At 64.3% G+C, this 19,898-nt stretch carries 18 protein-coding genes; 6 read left to right on the top strand and 12 right to left on the bottom strand.

Annotated elements, in window-relative coordinates:
* Positions 1-204 precede the first annotated feature (204 nt).
* Entirely contained in the window at positions 205-1,959 is a 1,755-nt protein-coding gene (locus tag ASD45_RS16900; RefSeq protein WP_056912877.1) for a chloride channel protein, read from the top strand.
* 3 nt (positions 1,960-1,962) lie between these two features.
* Here the strand turns inward: ASD45_RS16900 and ASD45_RS16895 are convergent, their stop codons facing one another.
* From ASD45_RS16895 to ASD45_RS16855, 9 genes are all read right to left on the bottom strand, one after another.
* A complete protein-coding gene (locus ASD45_RS16895; protein WP_056912876.1) occupies positions 1,963-2,181 on the bottom strand; it encodes a hypothetical protein in 219 nt (72 codons plus the stop codon).
* 139 nt (positions 2,182-2,320) lie between these two features.
* Positions 2,321-3,466, bottom strand: a complete 1,146-nt coding sequence (recF, locus tag ASD45_RS16890; protein WP_056912875.1) for a DNA replication/repair protein RecF — start codon at positions 3,464-3,466, stop codon at positions 2,321-2,323.
* Between the two features lie 75 nt (positions 3,467-3,541).
* Positions 3,542-4,066, bottom strand: coding sequence for a gluconokinase (locus tag ASD45_RS16885; protein ID WP_056913560.1), 525 nt, complete (start codon positions 4,064-4,066; stop codon positions 3,542-3,544).
* A gap of 5 nt (positions 4,067-4,071) precedes the next feature.
* Positions 4,072-5,049, bottom strand: coding sequence for a phosphogluconate dehydrogenase (NAD(+)-dependent, decarboxylating) (gene gnd, locus ASD45_RS16880; RefSeq protein ID WP_056912874.1), 978 nt, complete (start codon positions 5,047-5,049; stop codon positions 4,072-4,074).
* A gap of 33 nt (positions 5,050-5,082) precedes the next feature.
* Positions 5,083-6,189, bottom strand: a complete 1,107-nt coding sequence (gene dnaN / locus ASD45_RS16875) for a DNA polymerase III subunit beta (RefSeq protein WP_056912873.1) — start codon at positions 6,187-6,189, stop codon at positions 5,083-5,085.
* A 180-nt stretch (positions 6,190-6,369) separates the two neighbouring features.
* A complete protein-coding gene (dnaA, locus tag ASD45_RS16870) occupies positions 6,370-7,803 on the bottom strand; it encodes a chromosomal replication initiator protein DnaA (RefSeq protein ID WP_056913559.1) in 1,434 nt (477 codons plus the stop codon).
* Between the two features lie 1,315 nt (positions 7,804-9,118).
* A complete protein-coding gene (gene rpsT, locus ASD45_RS16865) occupies positions 9,119-9,385 on the bottom strand; it encodes a 30S ribosomal protein S20 (RefSeq protein ID WP_056912872.1) in 267 nt (88 codons plus the stop codon).
* A 177-nt stretch (positions 9,386-9,562) separates the two neighbouring features.
* A complete protein-coding gene (locus ASD45_RS16860; RefSeq protein ID WP_056912871.1) occupies positions 9,563-10,459 on the bottom strand; it encodes a dihydrodipicolinate synthase family protein in 897 nt (298 codons plus the stop codon).
* Positions 10,460-10,471: 12 nt separating this feature from the next.
* On the bottom strand, positions 10,472-12,736 hold the full coding sequence (locus ASD45_RS16855) for an NADP-dependent malic enzyme (protein ID WP_056912870.1): 2,265 nt from the start codon (positions 12,734-12,736) through the stop codon (positions 10,472-10,474).
* Positions 12,737-12,986: 250 nt separating this feature from the next.
* Here ASD45_RS16855 and ASD45_RS16850 point away from each other — a divergent pair, with 250 nt between their 5' ends.
* The 4 genes from ASD45_RS16850 (at position 12,987) to ASD45_RS16835 (ending at position 16,234) form a co-directional block, all read left to right on the top strand.
* On the top strand, positions 12,987-13,304 hold the full coding sequence (locus tag ASD45_RS16850) for a hypothetical protein (protein WP_056912869.1): 318 nt from the start codon (positions 12,987-12,989) through the stop codon (positions 13,302-13,304).
* Positions 13,305-13,444: 140 nt separating this feature from the next.
* A complete protein-coding gene (msrA, locus tag ASD45_RS16845) occupies positions 13,445-14,116 on the top strand; it encodes a peptide-methionine (S)-S-oxide reductase MsrA (protein WP_056912868.1) in 672 nt (223 codons plus the stop codon).
* 490 nt (positions 14,117-14,606) lie between these two features.
* Complete coding sequence (locus ASD45_RS16840) at positions 14,607-15,248, top strand: polysaccharide biosynthesis/export family protein (RefSeq protein ID WP_244485556.1); 642 nt, start codon at positions 14,607-14,609, stop codon at positions 15,246-15,248.
* A 65-nt stretch (positions 15,249-15,313) separates the two neighbouring features.
* Positions 15,314-16,234: an EamA family transporter gene (locus ASD45_RS16835; RefSeq protein WP_056912866.1), complete on the top strand. Its 921-nt coding sequence runs from the start codon at positions 15,314-15,316 to the stop codon at positions 16,232-16,234.
* A gap of 48 nt (positions 16,235-16,282) precedes the next feature.
* Here ASD45_RS16835 and ASD45_RS16830 read toward each other — a convergent pair whose 3' ends face one another.
* Together ASD45_RS16830 and ASD45_RS16825 are read right to left on the bottom strand one after the other, a co-directional pair.
* Positions 16,283-16,954 (bottom strand): dienelactone hydrolase family protein, encoded by a 672-nt coding sequence (locus ASD45_RS16830; protein ID WP_056912865.1) that lies wholly within the window; start codon positions 16,952-16,954, stop codon positions 16,283-16,285.
* Positions 16,955-17,023: 69 nt separating this feature from the next.
* Positions 17,024-18,022, bottom strand: coding sequence for an LLM class flavin-dependent oxidoreductase (locus ASD45_RS16825; RefSeq protein WP_056912864.1), 999 nt, complete (start codon positions 18,020-18,022; stop codon positions 17,024-17,026).
* A gap of 214 nt (positions 18,023-18,236) precedes the next feature.
* Here ASD45_RS16825 and ASD45_RS16820 point away from each other — a divergent pair, with 214 nt between their 5' ends.
* Positions 18,237-19,217, top strand: coding sequence for a S1C family serine protease (locus tag ASD45_RS16820; protein WP_056913558.1), 981 nt, complete (start codon positions 18,237-18,239; stop codon positions 19,215-19,217).
* A 151-nt stretch (positions 19,218-19,368) separates the two neighbouring features.
* Here the strand turns inward: ASD45_RS16820 and ASD45_RS16815 are convergent, their stop codons facing one another.
* Positions 19,369-19,728, bottom strand: coding sequence for a DUF427 domain-containing protein (locus tag ASD45_RS16815; protein ID WP_056912863.1), 360 nt, complete (start codon positions 19,726-19,728; stop codon positions 19,369-19,371).
* Positions 19,729-19,898 lie beyond the last annotated feature (170 nt).

The raw sequence follows: 19,898 nt of genomic DNA, 5'->3' as shown, positions 1-19,898 counted from the left end.
CCCCATTTTTGGCGCCGAAAACGGGCTGTTTTTGCCGCTCAATTTCGCCCGCAACATGCGAGGTCCGGATTGTTTTATCGCTCGCCTGCCGTCTTCCCATTTGCGCCGTGATTGGTTGCTATGCGCACTGAATTCCGGGCTTGCGCTGCGAGACGACCTGCCTTCTAAGCAGAGCCCATCCGCCGCTCGTTCCGGCCCCATCGCATGCGCCCTTTCAACGGCTTCGAAGTTCCCCACCGCTTGCGCGCCTTCATCCGCGCTCGCGAGTCGAGCATCATATTGCTTGCGGCGTTGGTTGGCGGCCTGGCGGGTGTGGTCGTCGCCGTCATGGGCGCGCTGGTGGCGTTCATGCACCTGCACTTCTTCGGCCTCGACCCCGGCGAGCGCCTGTCCGGGCGCACCTCCATCGATCCGCTGTTTGCCTTTCTGGTCCCCTGTCTCGGCGGCCTGGCGCTGGGCCTCACCAGCTGGTGGATTTCGCGCTGGCGCGGCACCGAGGTCGACCCGATCGAGGCCAACGCGCTGCACGGCGGCCGCATGTCCATGCGCGGCAGCCTCATCGTCGCCGCCCAGACCGTCTGGTCGAGCGGCGTTGGCGCCTCTGTCGGCCTGGAGGCCGGCTACACGCAGCTATCGAGCGGCCTGGCGTCGAAGCTGGGCCAGGCCTTCCGCCTGCGCCGCAGCGACATGCGCCTGCTGGTCGGCTGCGGCGCCGCCGGCGCCATCGCCGGCGCTTTCGGGGCGCCGCTGGGCGGCGCCTTTTACGGTTTCGAGCTGATCATCGGCAGTTACGCGGTATCAAGTCTGGCCCCGGTCGGCGTCGCGGCGCTGTTCGGCTACTTCACCGCGGCCGCCTTTTCGCCGGATCGCCTCGGCATCGAAGCCGCCCAGGTCTCAACCATCGCGTTCCGTGATCTCGCCATGGCCGGCGGATTTGGCCTGCTCGCCGCCGGTTTCGGCGTCCTGATCATGCGCAGCGTCGCCGCCTGCGAACAGCTATTTGGCCGTCTGCGCGTGCGTCCCTGGCTGCGGCCAATGATCGGCGGCGCCATCGTCGGCCTGCTGGCCATTGTGACGCCGCGCGTGATGTCGTCCGGACATGGCGCGCTGCATCTGACCACCTTGTTCCAAATGCCGGTTGCGACACTGGCGACGCTCCTGCTGTTCAAGTCGTTCGCTTCGATCGTGTCGCTCGGCACCGGATTCCGCGGCGGCCTGTTCTTCGCCTCGCTGCTGCTCGGCGCACTGGCCGGTCAGCTCTTCGCCATCGGCATGAATACCCTGTGGCCGGCGCTCGCGGTCAATTCCGACGCTTACGCCGTCATCGGCATGAGCGCGATGGCTGCCTCCGTGATCGGCGGTCCGTTGACCATGTGCTTCATCGCGCTTGAGACTACGGGCGATCTGTGGCTTACGGCGACGGTGTTGATCGCGGTGATCGTCTCGATGCAGGTGACGCGCGAATTCTTCGGGTACTCGTTCGCCACCTGGCGCTTCCATCTGCGCGGCGAAACCATTCGCGGCGGCGCCGACGTCGGCTGGATCCGCGACCTGACCGTCGCTCAGATGATGCGCTCGGATGTGCGCACCACATCCACGGAAGCGCCGCTGACGGCGTTCCGCGAGAATTTCCCGCTCGGCTCGACCAATCAGGTCATCGCCATCGACGAAGACGGCCGCTACGCCGGCATGGTCATGGTGGCGGAAGCGCATTCCGCCGAGGTGCCCGCGGTTACGCCGCTCACCGAGCTCTTGCGCCACAAAGGCGAAGTGCTGCTGCAGCAGATGTCGGCTCAGGAGGCCATCAAGGCTTTCGAGAAGTTCGAAGCCGAAGCGTTGCCCGTGGTCGATAGCGCCGAGCGTGGCCAGGTCGTGGGCTTGTTATCGGAGTCGCATGCTCTGCGTCGCTTCTCCGACGCATCCGAGCGGCAGCGCCGTGCGCTGACAGGCGAACTCTAGCTGTTACCTCTTGCGCAGCACCGTGGCGCTGGCGGTCAGATGCCGCTGGTGCCGGAACTGGGTGTCATATTCGGGAACTGGCCGACTGAAAGCGGCCATGGCGGCAGCGAGAATCTCGAGCTTCTCGAGTTCGCGCCCGATCCTGTCGACGGCGCGATGCATCTCGCATCTCAGGCCTTCAGCCGGCGGCGAATCCAGTTGCAAAGCGTGTTTCTGTGACATGACGGCAAATCCATTTTCGAAGCATTTCCAACGGCGTACCGAGATCACAGGGTAAAGATCGCGGGTATGGGTTTGTTCCTTTTTTCCGAAACTTCAAAACATCTCGATTAACGGAACCTTACCCCGTGCGGTTCGCCGTTCAGGCACGCTTGGTGATGCCGCCCGGCTTCACGTCGAACCACTGCGCGCGATCGGCGATATCGGCAAATGCAGCCGGATCGGCGCCCGTCATCCACACTTGCGCGCCGATCGAGGTCAGAGCTTCGTAGAGCGCGGCGCGTCGCACGGGATCGAGGTGCGCCACGACTTCATCGAGCAGCATCACCGGCGCGTAGCCGGTCATGTCCTTGATGAGATGAGCGTGCGCCAGCGACAGGCGTATCAGCATCGCCTTTTGCTCGCCGGTCGAGGCGTCGGCCGCAGCAATACCCTTGCCGACATGAAATACTTTCAGATCGGCGCGGTGCGGCCCTTCCAGCGTGCGTCCCGCCGCGGCGTCCTGACCGCGGCTCTCGCGCAGCAATTCACGATAGCGATCTTCGACCTCGCGGGCGCTGCTGACGGGCCACTGATTTTCCATCCAGCCTTCGAGCGCGATGCGCGGCATGGCGAAAGCCGGCGCCTCGTCGCGCGCGGCATCGAGCGCCGCGCTGAGCCGGTTGACGGTCTCGTAGCGCGCGGCCGACACGGCGACCGCGACCTCGGCAGTCTCGTGCTCGATGGCATCGAGCCAATGCGCGTCGCTGCGCTGATCCTCGAGCAGGCGGTTGCGCGAGCGCAGCGAGCGTTCCAGCGCCGAGACGCGGCTGGAATGCTGCGCATCCACCGCCAGCACGAGCCGATCGAGATAGCGGCGGCGGTCGGCGGCGGGGCCGGTGAACAGCGGGTCCATCGACGGCGTCAGCCAGATTACGCGAAGATGGTCGGCGAAGGCTGCGGCGGAGGATACCGGTTCGCGGTCGATGCGGCATTTGCGCGAGTTGGTCGTGTCGTCGCCGGCCGGCGGCTCGATGCCGGTGCCGAGGGTGGCGAGGCCCAGCATGCCTTCGATCTCGGCCGATACCGCCCAGGAGCCGTCGCCTTCGGCGAAGGCGAGTTCGTCGAGCGTGGCGCGGCGCAGGCCGCGGCCCGGCGTCAGCATCGAGATCGCCTCGATGAGATTGGTCTTGCCGGCGCCATTCTGTCCGGTCAGCACCACCGGCCCGGCGCGGTCGAGATTGATCTGCGCGGCGTGGTAGCTGCGGAAGTTCACCAGCGACAGACGTTGGAGAAAGGCGGCGGTCATCGTCCGTGTATTTAGCCGTCATGGCCGGACTTGTCCCGGCCATCCGCAGCTTATTTCGTCGATCCCGGCTGCTTTCTACGACGCAAACTGACGGACGATGCGATCCACGATCTGCGCTGGCGTTGCATCGATGGCGATTGCCATGGTCGGCTCGTCCTCGCCGGGTTCCTGCAAGGCCGCGAACTGGCTGTCGAGCAAGCCGGGGGGCATGAAGTGGTTGGTGCGCGCCTTCAGCCGGCCGGCGATCAGATCCTTGGTGCCGCGCAGATAGACGAAGCCGATGTCGTCGTGACCGCCGGCGAGGATGTCGCGGTAAGCGCGCTTGAGTGCCGAGCAGGTGACGATCACCGGCCGGTGCGAGGTACGCGCCTCGTCGATGCGGGCGGCGATCGCTTTGAGCCACGGCAGGCGATCCGCGTCGTCGAGCGGGATACCTTGCGACATCTTGGCGATGTTGGCCGCCGGATGCAGAGTGTCGCCTTCGATCAGCGGACGATTGAGGCGCTGCGACAGCATCGCGCCGATGGTGCTCTTGCCGGCGCCGGACACGCCCATCACGATGATGGCGGCTGTCCAGTGGCTGGCGCGAGGGTCCGACATGGCCGTCACTTGCCGGCGACCTTACCGCCGATCTTCGCTTCGCTATGACCGCCGAAGCCACGGCGCATTGCCGAGATCACCTTGTCGGCGAAGTTGGGCTGCTTGCGCGAGCGGAAGCGCGCATAAAGCGCGGCCGACAGCGTCATCACCGGAATGGCGCGCTCGATCGCGGTCTGGATGGTCCAGCGGCCTTCGCCGGTGTCATCGACCGCGCCGGAGAATTCGGCGAGCGTCGTGTCGCCTTCGAGCGCCCTGGCGGTAACGTCGAGCAGCTTCGACTCGACGATGCTGCCGTGACGCCAGACTTCGGCAATGGCGGCGATATCGAGCGGCATGCGCTCCGCCTCCGGCACCGCCGGGTCATTGGCTTCGGTGAGGATCTGGAAGCCTTCGGCATAGGCCTGCATCAGACCGTATTCGATGCCGTTGTGCACCATCTTGACGAAATGGCCGGCTCCATTCGGACCGACGTGAAGCCAGCCATCGGGTGCGGTGGAGCCTCGCGAGACCTTGCCGTCGCCCGGCGCGAGTGCGGCGAAAACCGGCGCCAGACGCGACACCGCGTCCTTGTCGCCGCCGATCATCAGGCAATAGCCCGACGTCGCGCCCAGGACGCCGCCGGAGGTGCCGACATCAACGTGATGGATGCCGCGGGCTTTGAGCACCGCGGCGCGGCGCAGGTCGTCGCGCCAGTTGGTATTGCCGCCATCGATGATGATGTCGCCGGGCGACATCAGGTCGGCCAGGCGATTGATGGTCGTCTCGGTGGCGTCACCCGCCGGCAGCATGACCCAGACGGCGCGCGGCGGCTCAAGCGCCTTGACGACGTCCTCGAGCGACGAGGCGGGCGTGCCGCCGTCCTTCGTCAGCGCTTCGATCGCGGCGGCCGAATGATCGCTGACCACGACCTTGTGGCCGTGCTTGATCAGCCGGCGCGACAGATTGGCTCCCATGCGGCCGAGCCCGATCATGGCGATCTGCATGGATGACTCCGGCAAAGGTCGCGCCTGAGCGCCTTACACGCGCATCGGCATCAGGACGTAGAGCGCGCCTTTGGCGTCCTTGTCCTGGATCAGCGTCGGCGAGCCCGGATCGGCGAGCTTGAGCACCGCGACTTCGCCCTCGATCTGCGCGGCGATGTCGAGCAGGTAGCGCGAGTTGAAGCCGATATCGAGCGCATCGGATTCATAGTCGACCTCGAGCTCTTCGGTCGCGCTGCCGGAATCCGGATTGGTCACCGAGAGCACGAGACGCCCGCCGGTGATCGACAGCTTCACAGCGCGGCCGCGCTCACTCGATACGGTGGAGACGCGATCCACCGCGGCCTCGAAGTCCTTCTTGTCGACGACCAGGCTCTTGTCGTTGTTGGCCGGGATGACGCGACCGTAATCGGGGAAGGTGCCGTCGATCAGTTTCGAGATCAGGACGACATTGCCGATCGAGAACCGGATCTTGCCGGCGGACAATTCGACGGCGACTTCGCCTTCGCCGCTTTCGATCAGGCGTTGCACTTCGGCGACGGTCTTCCGGGGGATGATGATGCCCGGCATGCCGACGGCGCCTTCCGGCAGCGGCAGTTCGACCTGCGCCAGACGATGGCCGTCGGTCGCTACCGCGCGCAGCATCTTGCCCGCGGCGTGCAGGTATATGCCGTTGAGGTAGTAGCGGGTCTCCTCGGTCGAGATCGCGAACTGCGTCTTGTCGATGAGGCGCTTGAGGTCGCCGGCCGGCAGGCTGAACGAATGGCTCATCTCGCCGGCAGCGAGGTCCGGAAAGTCGCTTTCGGGCAAGGTCTGCAGCGTGAAGCGAGAGCGTCCGGCACGGATCGACAGCACGGCGCGGTCGCCGGAACCCTCGATCACGATCTGCGAGCCGTCCGGCAGCTTGCGCACGATGTCGTAGAACATGTGCGCCGGCACGGTGGTGGCGCCGCCCGGCGCGACCTCGGCGGCGATCGAGTCCGTAACCTCAAGGTCGAGGTCGGTCGCCTTCATGCTGAGTTTGCCCTTGTCGGCGCGGATCAGCACGTTGGACAGGATCGGAATCGTATTGCGCCGTTCGACCACGCGGTAGACGTGGCTCAGCGACTTGAGGAGTTCGGCGCGTTCGACAGTTACTTTCATGGAAAATCCCGCTTCGGCGCCGAAGAACCCACCCCACTGGCGCCAGCCGGCGGAAGCCGGGGGGCAAAGGTGGCAAGAGCGGGGCAATTGCGCAAGGGCTGGCGCAGCAGGAGGCCAAAACCCCCATTCCTATCCCCAGGGGACCGCCCTCTCCCCGGATGGGGGAGAGGGGGGTGTCGCCTACTCCTGAAGCTGGCGCTTCAGGAGTTCGATCTCCTCGGACAGGGTGACGTCGTTGCCGACCAGGCCCTCGATCTTGCGCACGGCGTGCAGGACCGTCGTGTGGTCGCGGCCGCCGAAGCGCCGGCCGATTTCCGGCAGGGACCGCAAGGTCAGCGTCTTGGCCAGATACATCGCCACCTGCCGCGGCCGGACGACATTGGCGGTACGGCGCGACGACAGCAGGTCCGAGCGGCTGACGTTGTACTGCCGTGCCACGATGCGCTGGATGTCCTCGATCTTGACGCGCTTGGGTTCCTGCGGCCGGATCAGGTCCTTGACCTCGCGCTCGGCCATTTCCAGCGTCACCGACTGACCGGTCAGCTTGGAGTGGGCCAGCAGGCGGTTGAGCGCGCCTTCCAGGTCGCGGCCGTTATGGGTCACGGTCTTGGCGATATAGGCCAGCACCGGCAGCGGCACGTCGAAGGTTGGATGATGCGCGCGGGCGGCCTGCACGCGGGCCTTGAGGATTTCGAGGCGCAGTTCTTCGCCAAGAGCGCCCATTTCGACGACGAGCCCGCCGGCGAGGCGCGAGCGCACGCGCTCATCGAGGCTCTCCAGATCCGAGGGCGGCCGGTCGGACGCGATCACCACCTGGCGGCCGGCATCGATGAGCGCATTGAGGGTGTGGCAGAATTCGGCCTGCGTCGACTTGCCCTGCAGGAACTGCAGGTCGTCAATTACTAGTACACCAATGCCCCGCAACGCCTCCTTGAAGGCGATGGCATTCTGCGCGCGCAGCGCGGCGACGAAGCCGTACATGAATTTCTCGGCCGTGAGATACAGCACCTTGCGCTCGCCTGCGGCATTCCCGGCCCAAGTGATCGACTGCAACAGATGCGTCTTGCCCAGACCGACGCCGGAATGAATGTAGAGCGGGTTGAACAGCACCGGGTCGTTGCGGCGCGCAGCGGCGACCTGCTTGGCAGCGGCCTGCGCCAGCGTATTGGAGCGGCCGACCACGAACGAGTCGAAGGTCAGACGCGCATCGAGCGGCGAGCCGCCGAGCGCTTCGTGGACCGCGGCGTCGCCCGCAGGAATGGGACGGCCGGCGAAGTTGCCGTTCATATGACGGCCGTCGCCGTGGCCGTTCATAGCCGCCGGCTCAATTTTGGCCTTCGGCTGCGCGGTGTTCTTCAGCACCGCTGAGCGCACGATCAACTCGATGCGGCCGACTTCATTGCGTTCGGCCTGCCAGCAGGTCAGCACTTTTTCGGCGTAGTGGGATTGAATCCAGCTCTTGAGAAAACGGGTCGGCACCGACAGGCGGACGCCGCCGTCATCGAGACCTTCGAGGTCCATGCGCGCAAACCAGCTCGAGAAAACGTCGTCACCGACTTCCGAGCGCAGCCGCGATTTTACCCTGAGCCAGCTCTCCTGATCATCGTTCGGCATTTTCTTCTTCTCTTTGTTTGGCTTGATTGGTTGAACGAACAGCAGTTGCTCGGCCTGGCGGACGAGCCGCCGACGCGCCGGAACGGAACGCAACAACTTTTCGCGAAAGGATCTGCCGAAACTAGGGACGGCAGTGCGATACGAATGCGGTGGGAAGGAACTGCGCCTTTACGGGAGGGGCGGCGCGTTGCCCCGAGGGATAGCGGCGATATCGCGGGTGGCGTTACACGAGCCGGACTGGAACGGCACCGCGATGCGGGTGCGTGAACAATGTTCCGGACCGGTGTTGGCCATTTCGATATCCCCCCTACTGCGGGCTGACGCCCGGGTCACATTCGGCTCGGCTACAGCCGACGTTCGATCCCGGCGAGCCAACCTAATCCAAATTCAAAATCTGAGTCCAGTTCAGAAGCGCACCAAATTTCGAAGGAGGTCGAGTGTCGTTCGAAAACGAGTTTCAAACTTAGCGTCGCGGTGCCGGACCAATCTCGCTTCGTTTCAGCGCGATGCAATCCAGTTCGCTTCCCTACCTCGCTCCCATCCTTGGCGTCTCCGCGCACAGTCAATCGTTTGCATGTCGATCAGGAAAGGTTGGAGAAACGCTATTGTCCGTTTCGGGCAACAGAATGCCGTTCTCATCTGCCAATGAGCGCAGCGCCGTTCCTCTTTTCTGATCGCACACAGCGGAATGTCCGTGCGCCTTTTCAAGATACACGAGGCTTGCCGCCGGGCAATTTCCTTTTAACGTTTGATAAGGACCTGAGGCGCGAGCGTGACTTTCATGCCACGCAAATTTTTTACCGCCCGGACGGCAACACGTTGATGAGTCGTCAGGAATCGATGAGCGTGACTGGCTAAGGCATGTGAGCCGATTATTTAAAAAAAATCGCTGCCGCGACATCGGAAATCGCTGGGGCGCAGGCATTTCCCGGGTCCTGAGCCGATCATCCAATCTAAGTCATTCAATCCGCGCAAAATTCTCTGCGCAATATTGGAAGGTAGCCCCCCGCGAAAAAGACGCTGCGATTATTGAATCGGGAGATACCGCGTTGCGTTCAAGCGCTGAAAATGCTTGACGCCCATAACTGCCTGACAAGCCAGTGACAGTTTCGCGAAACCATGCGTTCGCCGGCGCGTCGTGCGCGCGCAGCGTCCGGTATTGTCGGTGAATTTCAGAAAAGGCGCCAAACAATTTTGCGTACGCGAACAACCGGTCGCCCTGGAGCGGGCAGCGATCGTGTTCGCAATCGCACACGGCACCGAAATGAAAATCCGCCGAGCATGCTCGGCGGATCATCGATGTAAGCCGCAGGAATTACTTAGCGAGCTTGGCGATGCTGTGCGACAGACGCGACACTTTGCGGCTGGCGGTGTTCTTGTGAACGGTGCCGCGTTGCGCCGCGCGCATGATCGCAGGCTCTGCCGCCTTGAACGCCGCAACAGCCGCGGTGTGGTCGCCGGAGGTGATCGCTTCTTCGACCTTGCGGACCGAGTTGCGCAGCGTCGTGCGGCGCGACTTGTTGATCGCCGTGCGGCGCGCAATCTTGCGGGTCGCCTTGCGGGCGGATTTCGTGTTGGCCATCTAAATCTCGTTCGATCTGTAATGGGCGACTGGTCGCATGCGGCCGACTTGATCCGCGGGCACCAACCGGTCTGTCCAAGAATAAGCGGGGCCGAAACCCGGCCCCAACTGCGCGTGGCTTATAGTTGGCCTGTGCCCGGGCGTCAACGCCCGAAGAATCACCGGCTTTTCCGAGCTTTAAGCGACCTTTTTGGCCCGGATCGCGTCGTAGCCACCGGTAATCGCGGCGCGATCAGCCGCCGAGACCGCGGCAAAGGGCGGCCGGACCCGGGCAAGCGCCGGGTCGCTATGGATATGGCCGAGCAGCGTCTTGACGCCGGGCACCAGCGGCCGGCCTTCGAACAGCTTACGGATGGCTACGGCGGCGTCATGGGCCGTCGTATCGCCGGTCTTCCAGGCGCGCTGACACAGATCCGCGTTGACGTTTGCGGTCGCCGAGATGCAGCCGGCGAACTGGCCGCCGCGCGCCTCGATCAGGCAGGCCTCGGTGGACGGGAAGGTGGCGAAGTCCTTGTCGATTGCCGCGACCGAACGCGCATAAGCCATGTCGCCCGATGAATCCTTCAGGCCGACGATGCGGCCGGGGAAGCTCTGACGCAGGCGTTTGATGAGCTCGACATGCCACGGAACGCCGGACAGCTGCGGATAGTGATATAAATAGATCGGCAGCTTCTGGGCGGCGGTAGCTTCGACGAGGGCGCCGATATAGGCGACCAGGCCATCGTCCGGCACGCCTTTGTAGTAGAACGGCGGTAGCACCAGGGCGCCGGCGAAGCCGAGCTCGGCAGCGTGACGGGTCAGCGCAATGGCGTCGGCAACCGAAGCCGCGCCGGTACCGACCATCAGCCGCGACATCGGCAGGCCATTCGTCTTGTAGGCAGTCATCACCGCCTTGCGCTCTTCGACCGAGAACGAAGTCGCCTCGCCGGTCGAACCGAGCACGTTGAGCCCGTCACAGCCATTATCGAGCTCCCAGCGGGCGAGCTTCATGGCGTGCGGTATATCCGGCGCCTGGTTGTCGTCGATGGGAGTGGCGATGGCGGCAATGACGCCGGACAGAGTCGTATTGGACATCGATAAAGATCCTTAGCCGCTGATATTGAAGGCGGCGATCGCCGCCATATTGACGATCTGAGTGTCCTTGGCGCCGAGCTGCACCAGTTGCACCGAACGGTCGAGGCCGACCAGCAGCGGCCCGATCACCGTGGCGCCGCCGAGTTCCTGCAGCATCTTGGTCGAGATCGACGCCGAGTGAAACGCCGGCATGACCAGCACATTGGCCGGCCCCGACAGACGATTGAACGGATAGGCGGTGGCGAGTTCGGGATTGAGCGCGACGTCGGCAGCCATGTCGCCTTCGTACTCAAAGTCGACGCGGCGGTGATCGAGGATCTTGACCGCTTCAATCACCTTTTCCGAACGCTCGCCGGCAGGGTGGCCGAAAGTGGAGAACGCCAGCATGCCGACGCGCGGCACGTAGCCGAGCCGCTTGGCGACGCCCGCCGCTTCGATTGCAATGTCCGCCAGTTCCTCACCGGTCGGCAATTCCGTGATCGCAGTGTCGGCCACGAGCACGGTGCGGCCGCGAGTCACCACCAGCGAGATGCCGATGACGCGGTGGCCCGGCTTGGGATCGATGACCCGGCGCACGTCTTCCAGCGCCACCGAGAAATTGCGCGTCACGCCGGCCACCATGGCGTCCGCGTCACCATTTGCCACCATCAGCGCGGCGAAATGGTTGCGGTCGGTATTCACCAATCGCTGGCAGTCGCGCAGCAGGTAGCCGCGACGCTGCAGGCGCTCGTACAGATAGTTGAGGTAGACGCCATTGCGCTTCGACAGCGCCGCATTGATCACCTCGATACCGTTGCCGAGTTCGATGCCAGCCTCTTTCGCGGTTTCCTTGACGCGGTCTTCGCGGCCGACCAGCAGCGCGGTGCCCAGGCCCTGTGCGACGAACGACGCGGCGGCGCGGATGACCTGCTCCTCTTCGCCTTCGGCAAAAACGACGCGCTTCGGCGCCCGGCGCAGCCGCGAATAGACCTGCTGCAGCGTGCCGGCGATGGGGTCGCGGCGGGCGCTGAGTTGATGCTTGTAGGCCTCCATGTCTTCGATCGGCTTGCGTGCGACGCCGGTGTCCATCGCCGCCTTCGCCACCGCGGGCGGCACGTAGGACATCAGCCGCGGATCGAACGGTGTCGGAATGATGTATTCCGGTCCGAACTTGAGCCGGCCGCCATAGGTCGCCGCCACTTCGTCAGGCACGTCCTCGCGCGCGAGCGCCGCCAGAGCCTTGGCCGCAGCGATCTTCATTTCCATGTTGATGGTCGAGGCGCGCACGTCGAGCGCGCCCCGGAAGATGAAGGGGAAGCCGAGCACGTTGTTGATCTGGTTCGGGTAGTCCGAGCGGCCGGTCGCCATGATGGCGTCGTCGCGGACCTCGGCGACTTCCTCCGCGGTGATTTCCGGATCCGGATTGGCCATGGCGAAGATGATGGGCTTGGGCGCCATCGACCGGACCATTTCCTTGGTGACCGCGCCCTTGGCCGACAAGCCGTAAAACACGTCGGCGCCTTTCAGCGCGTCTTCCAGCGTGCGGGCATCGGTCTTCACCGCATAACCCGACTTCCACTGGTTCATGCCGTCGGTGCGGCCCTCATAGATGACGCCTTTGGTGTCGCAGAGAATGAGGTTGTTCGGCGGAAAGCCGATGGCGCGCAGCAGTTCGAGGCAGGCGATGCCGGCGGCGCCGGCGCCGTTGCAGACCAACTTGGTGTTCTTGATGTCGCGGCCGGTCATTTCCAGCGCGTTCATAAGACCTGCGGCGGAGATGATGGCCGTGCCATGCTGGTCGTCGTGGAACACCGGAATGTCCATCACCTCGCGCAGCTTCTGCTCGATGATGAAACACTCGGGCGCCTTGATGTCCTCGAGGTTGATGCCGCCCCAGCCGGCGCCGAGATATTTGACGCAGTTGATGAAGGCGTCCGGGTCTTCGGTCGAAACTTCCAGGTCGATCGAGTCGATGTCGGCAAAGCGTTTGAACAACACCGCCTTGCCTTCCATCACCGGCTTGGCGGCCAGCGCGCCGCGGTTGCCGAGGCCGAGAATCGCGGTGCCGTTGGTGATGACGGCGACGAAATTACCCTTGGTGGTGAGTTCATAGGCCTTGGCCGGATCGGCCGCGATCGCCAGCACCGGGACGGCGACGCCGGGGGAGTAGGCGAGCGACAGGTCGCGCTGGGTTGCCATCGGCTTGGTGGCGATGACCTCCAGCTTGCCAGGGCGGCCGGTCGAGTGGAAATTCAGGGCTTCCTGATCGGTGAAGGTCGGGCGCGGGCGTTTGGCCATTTTCACTCCATGGGGACAAGTTTTTCTTGCAGCTTTTCTTCCCCGGAGGCGTCCGCGGCCAAGCTGTTCCTTCAACCTCTACCGGAAGGGGTGGGCGATACTCAAGGCAAGGGACTGGCAAGGCGCCCATCCCGCATTGCACGGCTAGGCCCGGCGTAGGCCGGAGCAGGATCGGGGGAGGGTTGATGGACGGCCCGGCGCAGGCTACTGGGAACGGAATTCCGCCGTTTTGTGCCGACACGTTGGTCTCATGATCCGTTTTTTGCTGCGCGCGCTCGGTTTGTTCGGTTTGGCCGCCGCTTTCGTTCTGGTGATCTATGACGGCACCAAATCGATTGCCGGCAACCGGCTTTTTCTGACCAGCGTCGGCGACCTCTGGACTCTGTTCAACGCCAAGAGCCTCTCGGCGGTCAAACCGCTGGTTTTGCCTTATGCCAATGGCGTGCTCTGGGATCCGGTCACTGTGACGCTGCTGTCTTGGCCGGCCTGGGCGGTGCTCGGCGTGGTGGCGATCCTGTTCCTGCTGCTCGGCCGGCCGCGGCGGCCTTTGATCGGGTATGCCCGATGATCGGGTACGCGCGCTGATCTCCCCGGAGGACCGGGGTCACCTCATTCACTCGCAGCTGGCCTGGTCGTGATCGCCCTCCGGTACCGGGAAGGCGGACGAATGCTTATATTGGGCTCATCAAATTGCGGGAGAACCAAGCCATGTTCGGATTCAAAAAGATTTCCTTGCCGACCAAGGATGAGGCGCTGCCGGGTCGCGCCCATGAGATCCCCACGGCGGATGCCCATTTCGTCAATCACCACCCGCTGAAAGGGCCTTATCCGGCGGGCAGCGAAAAGGCGCTGTTCGGCCTCGGCTGCTTCTGGGGCGCGGAGCGCAAGTTCTGGGAGCTGGGCGACGGCGTCTATGTCACCGCGGTCGGGTATGCCGGCGGCGTCACGCCGAACCCGACCTATGAAGAGGTGTGCTCGGGCCGGACCGGCCACAACGAGGTGGTCCTGGTGGTCTATGACCCGAAGAAGGTGAGCTACGAGAGCCTGCTCAAGACCTTCTTTGAGAGCCATGATCCAACCCAGGGCATGCGCCAAGGCAACGACATCGGCACCCAGTATCGCTCCGGCATCTACACCTACAGCCCCGAGCAGAAGGCTGCCGCCGAGGCTTCCAAGGCCATGTATGAGAAGGAACTGAAGAAGCAGGGCTACAAGGCGATCACGACCGAGATCGTCGACGCTCCGCCGTTCTACTTCGCCGAGGACTACCACCAGCAGTATCTGGCCAAAAACCCCTATGGTTACTGTGGCTTGGGCGGGACCGGCGTGTCCTGCCCGGTCGGCACCGGGGTCAAAGCAGCCGCTTCCGCGACAGCCTGAGGTTACTGCCCGTCGCCTCCAGGCGGCGGGCAGACCGCGGTTAGAGATTCTTAACCATATAAAGCGCTAATCGGGCTCCGATTTCCGTCTTGGCCCGGATTCGCTTTTGATGCGGAATGCCCGATTTTTCCTGGTGTTGATGGTCGCTCTCGCGGCCGCCGGCTGCGCGCGTAAAACCGCCCAGACCTATTACATCATGGATCCGCAGACCGGGCAGCCGGTGCCGGTGATCACGCAGCAACAGCAGATGGCGCAGGCCGGGCCGACTTATGCTCAGCAAGGCTACGCGCAGCCCTACGGTGCGCAGGTCGCCCAGGCGCCATTGCCATCGCGCAGCCTGTACTCGACCTCGCCGGCTTATGCGCAGCAGGCCTATACGCCGACGCCCTATGGCCAGGGGGCTTACGCCCAGCCGAGCTACGCGCCGCCGCAAGCCGCGCAAGCTTACGCCGCGCCGGCGCAGCCAAGGGGCGCCTCGACCGGCCGCGGACTGTTCAATTCGCGCTCGCGCACGGCAACCGTCACCTATGCGCAACCGCAGCCCGCGGTGCAGCAACCTTACGTCGCGCAATACACACCGCCGCCCGCCACGGCGGCGCAAGCTTCCGCCCCGCGCGGCGGTCCTTACGTTCCGCCGGCGAATTACGGCTACGCCGCCGTTTCACCCACGGCGCCAGCCTATACGCTCGATTCCGGCGACCGGCTTCGCGTGGTCGTGTTCGGCCAGGACGGAATAACAAATAGCTACACCGTCGATGCCGGCGGCAACGTCAACCTGCCGCTGATCGGCACGGTGCCGGCGCGCGGCACCAGCACACAGCAACTCGCCAAGTCGATCGCCGACCGGTTGCGCCAAGGCTATGTGCGCGAGCCTCATGTCACGGTCGAGGTCGAGACCTACCGGCCGTTCTTCATCCTCGGCGAGGTCACCACGCCGGGCCAGTATCCTTACGTCGCCAACATGACGGTCGAGACCGCAGTTGCGATCGCCGGCGGCTTCAGCGCCCGAGCCTCGAAGAAGACGGTCGAGCTGACGCGCAATTCGACCACGCAGCGCATGCGCGGCGATGTGCCGCTGAGCTATCCGTTGCAGCCTGGCGACACCATCGTCGTCAAGGAACGCTGGTTCTAGGGCGCCGCCCGACGCTTCGGCCAGGGCCGAACCATCCGGCGCGACTGGCGCCGTAAGATCGCGCCATGACCGCCACTACGACCGCCGCGAAATCTCACCTCGCCTTCGAACTCGCGATGCTGGCGGTGCTCGCCACCGTATGGGGCGCTTCCTACACTTTCATCAAACTCGGCGTCGCCACCATCCCGCCGATCACCCTGATCGCTGCGCGCACCTTCATCGCCGGCGCGCTCCTGCTCGCAGTGATCCGCTGGCGCGGCCTCCACTTGCCGCGCGACGGCCGGACATGGCGATGGTTCATGTTTCAGGCCTGCCTCAACAGCGCCATCCCCTTTACGCTGCTCGCCTGGGCCGAGCGCAGCATCGATGCCGGCCTGGCCGTCATTCTCAATTCGACGTCGCCGATCTTCACCTTTCTGCTCACCGCCGCGATTACGCGCCATGAGGCGGTGACCGCGCGTAAGCTCGTCGGTGTCGTCGCCGGCCTCGCCGGCACTTGTTTGATTGTCGGCGTCGAAGCGCTCGACGGCCTCGGCCGCGATCTCACGGCGCAGCTTGCGGTCGTCGCCGCGACCGTGTGTTACGCCGGTGCCGCAATCTTCGGCCGTCGCTTCAAGGGCCTCGATCCGATCATGCCGGCCGCAGGTTCGTTGATCTGCGGCGCCATCATCCTGGTGCCGGCGAGCCTGCTGTTCGACCAGCCGTGGACGCTGCATCCGTCGAGCACATCGGTGCTGGCCTTGCTTGGCCTGTCAGTTGTCTCCACAGCGCTCGCCTTCACCATCTACTTCCGCCTGCTGGAGACGCTGGGGTCGGTCGGCACTACCGCGCAGGCTTACGTAAGAGTGCCGATCGGCGTGATGATCGGCGTGGTCTTCCTCGGCGAACAGCCGACCTCGACGGCGTGGATCGGCCTGGTCTGTGTCATCGTCGGTGTCGCCGCGATGAGCATTCCGTCGCGCAACGCCACGAAACCTGCACCATAAAAAATGCCCGGCGTTGCGCCGGGCATTTTTGACGCGACTCCGCGTCGTCTACGACAGATGCTTGGCAAAGAATTCGTAGGTGCGCTTCCAGGCGAGGTCCGAGGCATCCTGCCGGAACGAGGCGCGCTCGTCGCAGGCGAAGCCGTGCGGCGCGGCCGGGTAGGTGTAGATCTCGGCCGGGCGCTGCTTCTGCTTGATCTCCTCGACCACGGTCATCGGAATGCCGTCGTCGGCTTCGCCGAAATGCATCTGCATCGGACACTTCGGCTTCTCGTCGGCGAACTTGCCGATGCCGCCGCCATAAAACGACACGCCGGCGGCAAAGCCCGGAATGCGGCAGGCGGCGAGGAATGAGGCGGTGCCGCCCATGCAGAAGCCGATGACACCCAAGGCGCCGACGCTGCGGATGTTGGCCTGCGCCGCCGCCATGTCGAGGATCATGTGATCCCAGTTGAGGTTGCCGAGATAGCTGCGCGCATGCGCGATCTCATCGGGCGTATAGCCGCATTCGAAATCGCGCACGAAGCGGTCGAACACCGCCGGCGCGATCGCCGTGTAGCCATTGGCGGCGAGACGGTCGCAGACGTTGCGGATGTGATGATTGACGCCGAAGATTTCCTGGATGACGACGATGCCGCCTTTCGGCTTGCCGGCCGGATCGGCGCGATAAGCGCCGAGCGTGTGTTTGTCGCTGGTCGTCAGTGTCAGCTTCGTGCCCAAGGCAGGCTCCCGTCATATGTGCTTTGCGTTGGCGCCGGTTTTAGCACCATGGCCGGCGCTTCGCGAGCGTCAGATAAACAGCGGCGCGACGAGCTCGTATGAATGTTTGCGGGCCTGGTGGTCGTAGATCATGGTCGTGATCATGACCTCGTCGGCTTGCGTTTCCGCGATCAACGAGTCGAGCCTGGCCTTCACCGTCGTGGGCGAGCCCACCGACAGCTTCACGCGGTTCTGCGCGACGCGGGCCCGCTCGGCCGGCGAGTACTGATAGGCTGTCGCCTCTTCCGGCGAAGCCAGCGGCAGGAACTCGCCCTTGTTGCGGCGGGTGAAATTGAGATCGACGGTGGAGGTGAGGCGGTCGGCCTCCTCGTCGGTGTCCGCGCAGACGACATGTGTGCCGAGGATGGCATAAGGCTTGTCGTGCGAGACCGAAGGCTTGAAGCTCGCGCGATAGATGCGCATCGCTTCGTCGGCCGGAAAGGTCGCGAAGTGATGGGCGAAGGCGAATGCCGCGCCGATCTGGCCGGCCAGTTGCGCGCTGTAATCGGACGAACCGAGCAGGAAGATCGGCGGCAGCTTCACGTCGTCGGGCATGGCGCGCACGTTTCGGAACGGGTGATCCGCCGGAAACTGCCCGGTCTCCAGCGCCATCAGCTCGGAGAAACGGTCAAGGAAGTCGTCTTCCTCGCTGACACCTTGTCGCCGCCGCAGCATGTAGGAGGTGACCTGGTCGGTGCCCGGCGCCCGGCCGAGCCCAAGGTCGATGCGGTCGGGGAACAGCGCCTCGAGAACCTTGAAACGTTCCGCCACCGTCAATGGCGCGTGATTGGGCAGCATCACCCCGCCGGAACCGACGCGAATGCGATGGGTAGCCGCGGCAATCTGGCCGATCATGATATCGGGCGCCGACGAGGCGATCATCGGCATGTTGTGGTGTTCGGCCACCCAGTAGCGGATATAGCCGAGCCTGTCGGCAAGCTCTGCCAGGTCGATGGAATTGCGCAGCGCCTGGGCGCCGCTCGAACCGGCCGATACCGGAGACAGATCAAGCACGGAAAGGGCGGTCATGTGGCTCTCGTTTTGCCCGGATCCGATCCGGCGTTCGTGAAACGTGCCGCGGGCGCGGCGCCGGTGGCTGGCTCAACCTTACAAAGGCATCGAGGATGGTCCGGTCAAGCCCCGGCATTCAAGCCATGCACGCGGCCGCAATTTGCGGTTTCGGCGGCCTATGGCGGCGGCTATCATCGACACTATCTGTGACGAAGACAAAGGAACGGCACCGATGGCTTCGCTGGCTGAATGGAAAGTACCCCAGACCGCGCAACCGCGCCCCGCGGACTATTCCTACGATCTCGACCGCGCCTTGTCGTCGATCGTCGGCCTGCACTCGATCGTGCCTAATGACGCCTTCACCGCCGATACGCTTGGCATCGAGCGCGCCGGCAACGGCGTGCTGATCGGCGACGGGTTGGTGCTCACCGTCGGCTATCTCATCACGGAAGCCGAGTCGATCTGGCTGCAACTGTCGGACGGCCGCTCGATGCAGGGCCATGCCTTGGGCGTCGATGCGGAGACCGGCTTCGGCCTGGTGCAGGTCCTCGGCCGGCCGGGCCTGCCGAGCCTTGATCTCGGCTCGTCCGCCGACGTCGATATCGGCGAACGCATCGTGGTGGGCGGCGCCGGCGGGCGCACCCATTCGCTGGCCGGCCGCGTCGCGGCCAAGCAGGAGTTCGCCGGCTACTGGGAGTATCTGCTGGAGGAGGCGATTTTCACCTATCCGGCGCATCCGCATTGGGGCGGCACCGGGTTGATCTCGTCGCGCGGCGAACTCGTCGGTCTCGGCTCGCTGCAGATCGAGCGCGCCGCCGACGGCGAAGACTCGCGCAGTGAGCATCTCAACATGATGATCCCGATCGATCTTTTGAAACCGGTGCTCGACGACCTGACCAAATACGGCCGCGTCAACCGGCCGGTGCGGCCGTGGCTCGGTATCTTCACCACCGAGATCGAGGACCGCCTGGTCACCGTAGGCGTTGCCAGCAAGGGCCCGGCCGCGCGCGCCGAGATCAAGACCGGCGACATGATCGTCGCCGTCGCGGGACAGAAGGTTACGACGCTGCCCGACCTCTATCGAAGCATCTGGGCGCTGGGGAATGCCGGCGTCGAAGTGCCGCTGACACTGCATCGCGACGGCGTAACATTCGACGTGCGGGTGAATTCATCCGACCGCAACAAGTTTCTCAAGGGCCCGCAGATGCATTGAGGCTGGTGCCGTCCCTCTGAGGCGGCGCATACATCCGTTCGTCCCCGCGAAAGCGGGGACCCAGTTTGCCAAAATCGTTGTAAGAAAGATGGCCCCCGCTTTTGCGGGGGCGAACGGCATTCTTGTTGCCGGCCTGCGAGATCGACGGCCCTCACCCCACCTTTATCTCATCCACCTTGTTCGGATAGAACGCGAGATGATCCTTGATCTCGGCGACCGCCGGGAAGGGTGTTTCATAACTCCACACCGCGTTCTCTGCGGCGCGGCCGTCACCCGAAATCGTGAAATAACTGGCGTCGCCCTTGTAAGGACAATGCGTGCTGTGTGCCGTGCGCGTCAGCAGGCTCATGTCGGCATCGGCGCGCGGAACATAGTAAACAGCCGGATAACTCGCTTCCTTGAGCGTCAACGCGCGCGTCGTGTCGGCGACGGTCTTGCCGCCAAACTGGATGCGCACGCGCTGCGCTTCGGGCGAAATCGTGATCGGGTGTTCGGGGCCGGGCTGTTTCATGCGCAATATCCCATTTGGTGACCGGGAAGATCGTGTAGCAACGCCTGCTGCAAGCAATCTGGTAAGCTAAACGCCGCGTTACCACCCCGCGGGTTTCGAATTACGACAATTTGAACGATAGCTCTTAGCAAAATGACAGAGGTTTGCCGGTAGCGTCGTCCGCACTGGGA

Source organism: Pseudolabrys sp. Root1462 (assembly GCF_001426945.1).
Taxonomy (GTDB): Bacteria; Pseudomonadota; Alphaproteobacteria; order Rhizobiales; family Xanthobacteraceae; genus Pseudolabrys.
The sequence above is the reverse complement of the archived record's forward strand: the minus strand, read 5'-3'. Positions and strand labels throughout refer to the sequence as shown.